At 36.8% G+C, this 7,556-nt stretch carries 5 protein-coding genes; 3 read left to right on the plus strand and 2 right to left on the minus strand.

Annotation, left to right across the window (positions count from 1 at the left end; translation table 11 throughout):
- The first annotated feature begins 1 nt into the window (after position 1).
- The 3 genes from corA to bioB all read left to right on the plus strand — a co-directional run bounded on the left by corA (position 2) and on the right by bioB (position 3,862).
- Positions 2-1,123, plus strand: a complete 1,122-nt coding sequence (corA, locus tag HDC90_RS12250; protein WP_184466727.1) for a magnesium/cobalt transporter CorA — start codon at positions 2-4, stop codon at positions 1,121-1,123.
- A gap of 277 nt (positions 1,124-1,400) precedes the next feature.
- Positions 1,401-2,750, plus strand: a complete 1,350-nt coding sequence (gene mgtE / locus HDC90_RS12255) for a magnesium transporter (protein ID WP_184466729.1) — start codon at positions 1,401-1,403, stop codon at positions 2,748-2,750.
- 110 nt (positions 2,751-2,860) lie between these two features.
- On the plus strand, positions 2,861-3,862 hold the full coding sequence (gene bioB, locus HDC90_RS12260; protein ID WP_184466732.1) for a biotin synthase BioB: 1,002 nt from the start codon (positions 2,861-2,863) through the stop codon (positions 3,860-3,862).
- Between the two features lie 154 nt (positions 3,863-4,016).
- Here bioB and HDC90_RS12265 read toward each other — a convergent pair whose 3' ends face one another.
- Together HDC90_RS12265 and HDC90_RS12270 are read right to left on the minus strand one after the other, a co-directional pair.
- Positions 4,017-4,427 carry an organic hydroperoxide resistance protein gene (locus HDC90_RS12265; RefSeq protein ID WP_184466734.1) on the minus strand — a complete coding sequence of 137 codons (411 nt, stop codon included), beginning with the start codon at positions 4,425-4,427 and terminating at the stop codon, positions 4,017-4,019.
- A 119-nt stretch (positions 4,428-4,546) separates the two neighbouring features.
- Positions 4,547-6,664 (minus strand): FUSC family membrane protein, encoded by a 2,118-nt coding sequence (locus tag HDC90_RS12270; protein WP_255497623.1) that lies wholly within the window; start codon positions 6,662-6,664, stop codon positions 4,547-4,549.
- Between the last annotated feature and the right edge of the window lie 892 nt (positions 6,665-7,556).

Here is a 7,556-nt window from a genome sequence, read left to right on the forward strand (position 1 = left end):
TATGGGAAAAAACAAGCCGCGTAACCGCCATAAGCACTATAAAGTTCCAGCCCCGGGTACTAGTCCAGGTTTATATACTATTGATGAAGAAGCATTAAAGCCAATTATTGTACTTCATACTTATAACGATAAGAGTTATAAAAAAGTGGAACTCGAGAATATCAATAACATTGATAAACTGATTGAAAATAAAGATTTTTGTTATTGGTTTGATATTAAAGGATTAGCAGATCCTAATATATTCGAAACACTTTATTCAAAATTAGACATCAGCCGGCTTGTTCTAGAAGATATTACCAGTTCTTACCAGCGCCCCAAGTTGGATGAATATGATAATGACAAGTACATTTTTGCGGTAAGCAGGCATTTATATTTAAGCGATGATAATATACTCTGTAATGATCAGATTTCTTTTATCCTCTCTGAACGTACATTGATTACTTTTCAGGAAACTTATGTAGACTGTTTTGAGCCCGTAAGAAAACGACTGGAAATAGGAAAGGGGAACATTCGTATTGGTGGTGTTAGTTACCTGATGTATGCCATTATGGATGTGATTGTAGATAATTATTTTGCCTTATTAAATTTTTGGGGTGAAGAATTAGATTCAATTGAAGACCGCTTATATGATCAGCCTGATAAAAGGATCATGTACGATACACAGGCCATTAAAAGATCGCTGATTATGATACGAAAAGTAGCCTGGCCAGAAAGAGATAAACTTAACGATATTATCCGTACCGATAGCCCGTTAATATCCGACCTGACCAAAACTTACATGAAAGATGCTTACGACCATTGTATCCAGATTATTGATTTTATAGAATCATTAAAAGAGATTGCCTCTGCCAATATTGATATGAATTTATCGATTATCAGCAACCGGATGAACGAAATCATGAAAGTTTTGACCATCATTTCATCCATATTTATCCCATTAACCTTTATTGCCGGGATTTATGGCATGAATTTCAGCAGAGAAGACCCTGCAACCGGAAAAATACTAAAGGATAATATGCCCGAATTATATGCCGAACATGGCTATTTATACACCTGGATTGTAATGGCATTGATTGCAGTTTTGCAGGTAATTTATTTTTGGCGAAAAGGTTGGTTTAAATAAGCCTTGCATGAAAAGCTTTCCTCAAGTTACCATCATTTCGAGCAATTGCAATGCAGTCGAGAACCACGTAGTGCTCAGTGAAGCTAAATCTATCTATATAGATCTCTCCATTCCACTTCGTTCCAGTCGAGATGAAGATTCTATTGAAGTATTTTTTGGTTCTTAATAAAGAAATGCCATTAAATAGGATAAATAAAAAGATTAGAATAAATTTGAAGTGGTTGTAAAAATCAATTTTTAATATTTGTAGCTTTAGGGCGTTTTGGTTAGGTTATAGATGCAGTCATTCGAAATAGATAAAAGCGACGTACTCAAGGTTAAAAATGCAATTTTAGCTGGTGATGAAACTTTAAAAGTAGTTTTAGAGGAATATCATGCCTCAGAAATTGCTATTTTATTTGAGCGTTTGGATAAATCCGAACAACAGCATATTATCAACCTCCTTCCTGCGGAAATAGCATCTGAGATTATTTCGGAAATGGATGAAGAGTCCCATCCCGAGGATTTACTTTTTCAACTTCACCCCGATAAACGTACTGAGATAGTTGAAGAACTGGATTATGATGACGCAACAGACATTATCTCTCAGCTGGAAGATCATGAACAGAATGAAATCTTGGAAGACCTTACTGAAGATCATGCTTCAGAAATCAGGAACCTTTTAACCTACGATGAAAAAACTGCTGGTGGTTTGATGAACACTGAACTGATCTGTGTAAACATTAACCTCACCAAAAAAGATGCAATTGACGAGATTATCCGCCAAAGCGAAGAAATGGAAGAGTTTTATACCATTTACGTAGTTGATGACGAGGAAATTTTCAAAGGTATAGTTTCGTTAAAAGATATCATTAAAGCAAAACACAATGCAAAGATAACGGAGTTGGTTAAGATTGATGCCGTTTACGTACATCCTGATACCGATCAGGAAGAAGTAGCCAACCTGATTTCGCAGTATAACTTAACCAGTATTCCGGTAATAGATGATCACCAGAAATTACTCGGCAGGGTAACTTTCGATGATGTGATCGATGTAATGGAAGCAGAAAGTACAGAAGATATCTTAAAAATTTCAGGGGTATCGGAAGATGAAGAATTGAGTGGTAACTGGGTAGAAGCAGTAAAATCGCGTTTACCTTGGTTAATTATCAATTTGGGCACAGCTTTCTTAGCATCATCTGTGGTGCGTTACTTCGATCCGACGATTAAACTAATTCCTTCTTTAGCAGCCTATATGACTATTATTGCCGGGATGGGAGGGAATGCTGCTACCCAGGCACTTGCGGTAACCGTAAGGCGTATTTCGTTATATGATTTAACAGATAAGCAAGCTTACAGGACCGTTTTAAAAGAATTTACCGTAGGCCTAATCAATGGTGCAGCTAACGGATTAATTGTATTTATTTTTGCCTTCTTTTTTGACGGAAACCCAATGCTTGGTTTGGTTATCTTCCTGGCTATGACAGGTAATCTGATCATCGCGGGCATTACTGGTGCAGGTATTCCACTTATTTTAAAACGCGTAGGCATCGATCCCGCCATTGCATCATCTATAATTATTACTACTTTTACCGATGTTTTTGGTTTCCTATTAATTTTAGGGCTGGCCAGCAAACTTTTATTATAATCAGGATTTACTTGATTTAGAATTCCAAGATTTAACGCTTGCAAAACTAAATTAAGAGCCTGTAAATTTAACTAATACTACATATATTAAATCTGCAAAATCTGATCCCGATGCAAAAAACAAGACACGATTGGACAAAAGAAGAAATACACGAAATTTATAATAGACCATTTTTAGATCTGGTTTATGAAGCCGCAACCATTCACAGAGAAAATAAAGATTATAATGAAGTTCAGGTAAGTTCATTGATTTCGATTAAAACCGGAGGCTGTGCCGAAGATTGCAGCTATTGCCCTCAAGCAGCACGCTACCATACCGATTTAGAAGTACAGCCATTAATGCAGGTTAGCCAGGTTGTTAGTGCTGCTGTTAAAGCAAAAGAGGGGGGAGCATCACGTTTATGCATGGGGGCCGCGTGGCGCGAAGTACGCGATAACCGCGATTTTGACCGTGTGATTGAAATGGTAAAAGCTGTGAATGATATGGATATGGAGGTTTGCTGTACATTAGGTATGCTTACTGAAAACCAGGCACAACGTTTAGCTGATGCTGGTTTATATGCATACAATCATAACATCGATACTTCTGAAGATGATTATAAACGTATTATTTCGACCAGAACTTACGATGATCGTTTAAATACCATTAAAAATGTGCGTAAGGCCAAATTAACGGTATGTAGTGGCGGTATTATCGGTTTAGGCGAAACTGTAGAAGACCGTGTTTCGATGTTACAGACTTTATCAAACATGGAAAAACACCCCGAATCGGTTCCGGTTAATGCTTTGGTACCTGTAAAAGGAACACCTTTAGAAAATCAACCGCGCGTTCCAATATGGGATATGGTAAGGATGATTGCTACAGCACGTATCGTAATGCCAAACTCGGTAGTACGTTTATCAGCCGGTAGAAATGAAATGAGTACGCTGGAACAGGCTTTTTGCTTTATGGCAGGTGCAAGTTCTATTTTCGCGGGCGATAAATTATTAACCACGCCAAATCCTGCATTTATTGACGACATGGCCATGTTTGAATTATTGGGACTGAAAACCCGCGATGCCTTTAAAAATGGCAGGCCAGCAAATACGAGGGTTGAACAGGAAACTGTTTAATTCGATCTATCTGTGCTGTCAGTTGTTTCTAACTGACAGCACAGATAGATTTCCCAAGTATTATAAACAAGAAAGTCCCGGATTAATTCGGGACTTTCTTGTTTATAATACTATTTGTAATGCCAGATGAAAATATCTGACAGCACGATTAAAATTAAACAGCTGTTACCCTTACCTCTATATTTCCTCTTGTTGCTTTAGAATATGGGCAAGCTCTGTGCGCTTTATCAGCCAAAGCCTGGGCTTCCTCATGTGAAATACCTGGAATGTGAACGTCCAGATCTGCAGAAAGTACGAAAGCATTTCCATCTTTATTAAAAGAAACCAACACCTTCACGTTTGCTTCGCTAACATCAATACCTTCACGTTCTGCTACACCTCCTAGTGCACCCAAATAACATGGCCCCCAGGCAGCAGCAAACAATTCTTCAGGGTTTGTAGCACCGCCTTGTCCGCCAAGTTCTTTGGGTTTTCTTAAATCGAAATCTAAAATTCCATCACTCGATTTAATGTGTCCGTCTCTTCCTCCAGTAGCTGTAACTTCAGCTGTATATAACTTTTCCATCATGTTTTCTTAATATGGATAATTAACAATTTTTAGTCGCCATTGTTTTAATACTGGCTATTTGATAGTATAGATCTTGAACTAATGCAGCGCAGACTACTTGCGTAATAAAGTCTGATCTAAATCTTGATTTTCACCGATAGCTTATAAATATCGTAAGCTACCTTCTGAATAAGGTCGAATTGCTCTGGAACCAAATCTTCGCCTTTTTTTATAACTAAACCATTATCATTTAACCTGATTAATGGCACATTATCTATTGTACTGGTTCCTTGCTCCAGATTATCAATAGAAGTATCCAATAAGTAATTGGTGTTATTGGCAATCGGTTTTAGTGCATCGAAACTCTCGAAAATAAATTGATGTTCCTTATTGTAGAGCGATAGTGTTGCAACATAAGAAGACAATAAATGGCTGAGTGCTGTAAACTGATGCACCTCTTTAATAAACAACTGTTTGCTTTTTGGTTCAGAAAACATTCTTTGAAACAGGGAAGCCAAATTTGCCGTACTTACATATACTTCTTTCCTCGCCAGTTTATATTCTGTTCTGTCGTAATTTTTCTCAAAATACAGTTTAATCACTTGTTCGTAATAAGCCTTATTTGCTTTTAAGATGTCAATCATAGCCTCTTTGAGCTTTTCATACTCCCAAGTTGGAAATAAAGAATAACTGGCCAATAACGCAATGCCAGAGCCAATAAAAGTATCATAAATCCTTTCACGTGCCAACGCGATCGATCCCATGCCTAAAAAATCGAATAGGATTAAGATATATGGCGTCATAAAAAGTACACTCACTACATAATTTTTCCTTTGGAAACTATAGCAGCCAATCATGCAGATTAATAGGATCACAAATAAAGTGTTCCGATCGTGGATATAAGTAATTACCCCCATACCAATAAACGCCCCGACTGTGGTGCCGATTAAACGCTGATAATTACGTTCTTTGGTTAAACTAAATCCTGGTTTCGAAATAACGAGAATGGTGAGCAGGATCCAGTAACTGTGTGAGAATTTGAGCATTTGAGCAACTATAAAACCCAAAAGCATCACCACTGTAACCCGTAACGAATGCCTAAAAGTAGAAGAGGTATACGTTAAATTCTCTGTAAACAGTTTAAAATCGAATTTTTGTCTGGTGATAAATTTTTCTGTATCTACCTCGGCCTGTCTAATATCTTTACTATTTCTGATTTTAAAATAGCTGAAGATGGTTTTAACCCTTGCCAATATATTTTCGATGTTTACTTCAATATTTTTTAGGGCAATAATGCCCAGGGTATTGTATTCCTGATTTTGATTGTTCTTTTCCAGATCGTTGATTTTGATCTTTAATCTTTCGATCTCAATCAATAAACGTTTTGAAACAACAGGTGTTCCACCACTTTTTAGTGCAAATGCAATATCATCAAGAGCATAAGAAATCCGCTTAATAGCCATTTCATAGTCTGATAATATACCTGCTTTATCAAATTGATCGTGCAGTTGCTGATAATTATAATAGGTAGACATTACTTGCTCGAACAGGTCGACCATATCTACAAATACCAATAACAAAAATCTACCCTCAGGCGTAGAATCTCTTACGATTTCACGGGTTCTGAATAATAATTCCCTTACGGCATCTTGTTTTTCGTGAACAGAAACCTGAAGTTGTAACAGATCTGAATAAGTTTTATCGTAATTGTTATTTTGATGATAAAACTTAGCTTTTTCGCGCAGAAACTCTGCAACTTCTAAAATAGAATCGCTTAACGATTGCTGTACCAAGCGAAAAGGACGTAACCGGTATACAAAATAGCTTAAACCAGTATACCATAAGCTTCCGGCCAGTACCATAACAGCATATAACAATACATCCTGCCAAGGACGGATATCATCAATGCTCAAAACCATAATCAGCAGAACGGCCGTGCCAACCGATGCTGCCCTGAGCCCATAGATGTAAAACATCGAAAACACAAAACTTGATATAGCCAATAAAAAGCCGATAAAATAGTGGTTTTTGTTGGTCAGGCCCGTTATAATAGAGAAGGTAAAGATGAGCACAGAGGTAATTAACATGGCGTTTCTTCGGTGCACTATTGGCCCCGGACTATCTACCACGCTTACACATAAAGCACCTAACGATAAAGTCATGCCATACTTTAACATGCCAAACTGGGCAAAAATTAAAGAGGGGAGCAGTACACCAATAGTAATGCGGAGACCATCAGCAAAATACGTACTCAATAAAAAGTCCTGTATATTTCGAATCGGTTGCCTCATCTGCATGTTACAAAAATAACATAATAGTGAAGTTTTTTGTTGCGATTAAAATTAAGTTTTTTGCTTTTTTTGAAAATTTAAGCAGAAAACAGATAATAAATTGATTAACAAAATATTACGAATTGTTTATAAGTATGATTCTCTAAAATGTTAATAAAGTTGATTAAATAGGAAATGTTGAATAAAAACGGTAATTTCAGCAATTCAACATGTTGATAACCAGATATTTTAAGTGGAAAACTTTGTTTATAAAAACGTTTATTTTCTGTTTGGCAAATCTGTGTTTATGCACTAAATTAGATGATATCAAATACGAAGTACTTTGAATTCTGATAAAACGAGCCAAAAGAGATAAGGAACCGAAAGGGAAATTGTTTCGGAGCGTTTACAGGGAAAACGATTAATTTCTGAAAGGGTTAAACCGAGTAAGGATATATATAACCATCGAAAGATTGGACGATAAGAAAATCGAACAGGCCCAAACAGAGATTATGGAGAACTACAAAGTTTACGGACGGGTGAGTTGGAAATAAATTTTCACGAATCGCAAAAGTTGCAAAACCTAACGATAACGGAAAAATCAAGGTAACAAAGATTTGATGCTTTAAAATGCAACTACGGTTGTTTTTAGAGTTAAAACGGGGAACTGAATCGAAAGAAGAAGGACCCCGTTTTTATTTTGAGCCAGGCGGCCCCGCACTGCGGGATAATTTGGATCAAGCGGAAAAGTTGGGGGGATTAGAATAATTTGTTTCTTTGTGGTATTACAACAATTATAACTTCCCTTGAATCAAGCCGAACAAACCCTTATCAGTTTTTTATTACCAGAAGGTATTCTGGATTATTTCGAAATACT

It is taken from the genome of Pedobacter sp. AK013 (assembly GCF_014205835.1).
GTDB lineage: Bacteria > Bacteroidota > Bacteroidia > Sphingobacteriales > Sphingobacteriaceae > Pedobacter.

Excerpts from the sequence above, each read along its gene's own strand:
- corA (WP_184466727.1), top strand. The coding sequence starts at position 2 with ATGGGAAAAAACAAGCCGCGTAACCGCCATAAGCACTATAAAGTTCCA.
- mgtE (WP_184466729.1), top strand. The coding sequence starts at position 1,401 with ATGCAGTCATTCGAAATAGATAAAAGCGACGTACTCAAGGTTAAAAAT.
- bioB (WP_184466732.1), top strand. The coding sequence starts at position 2,861 with ATGCAAAAAACAAGACACGATTGGACAAAAGAAGAAATACACGAAATT.
- HDC90_RS12265 (WP_184466734.1), bottom strand. The coding sequence starts at position 4,427 with ATGGAAAAGTTATATACAGCTGAAGTTACAGCTACTGGAGGAAGAGAC.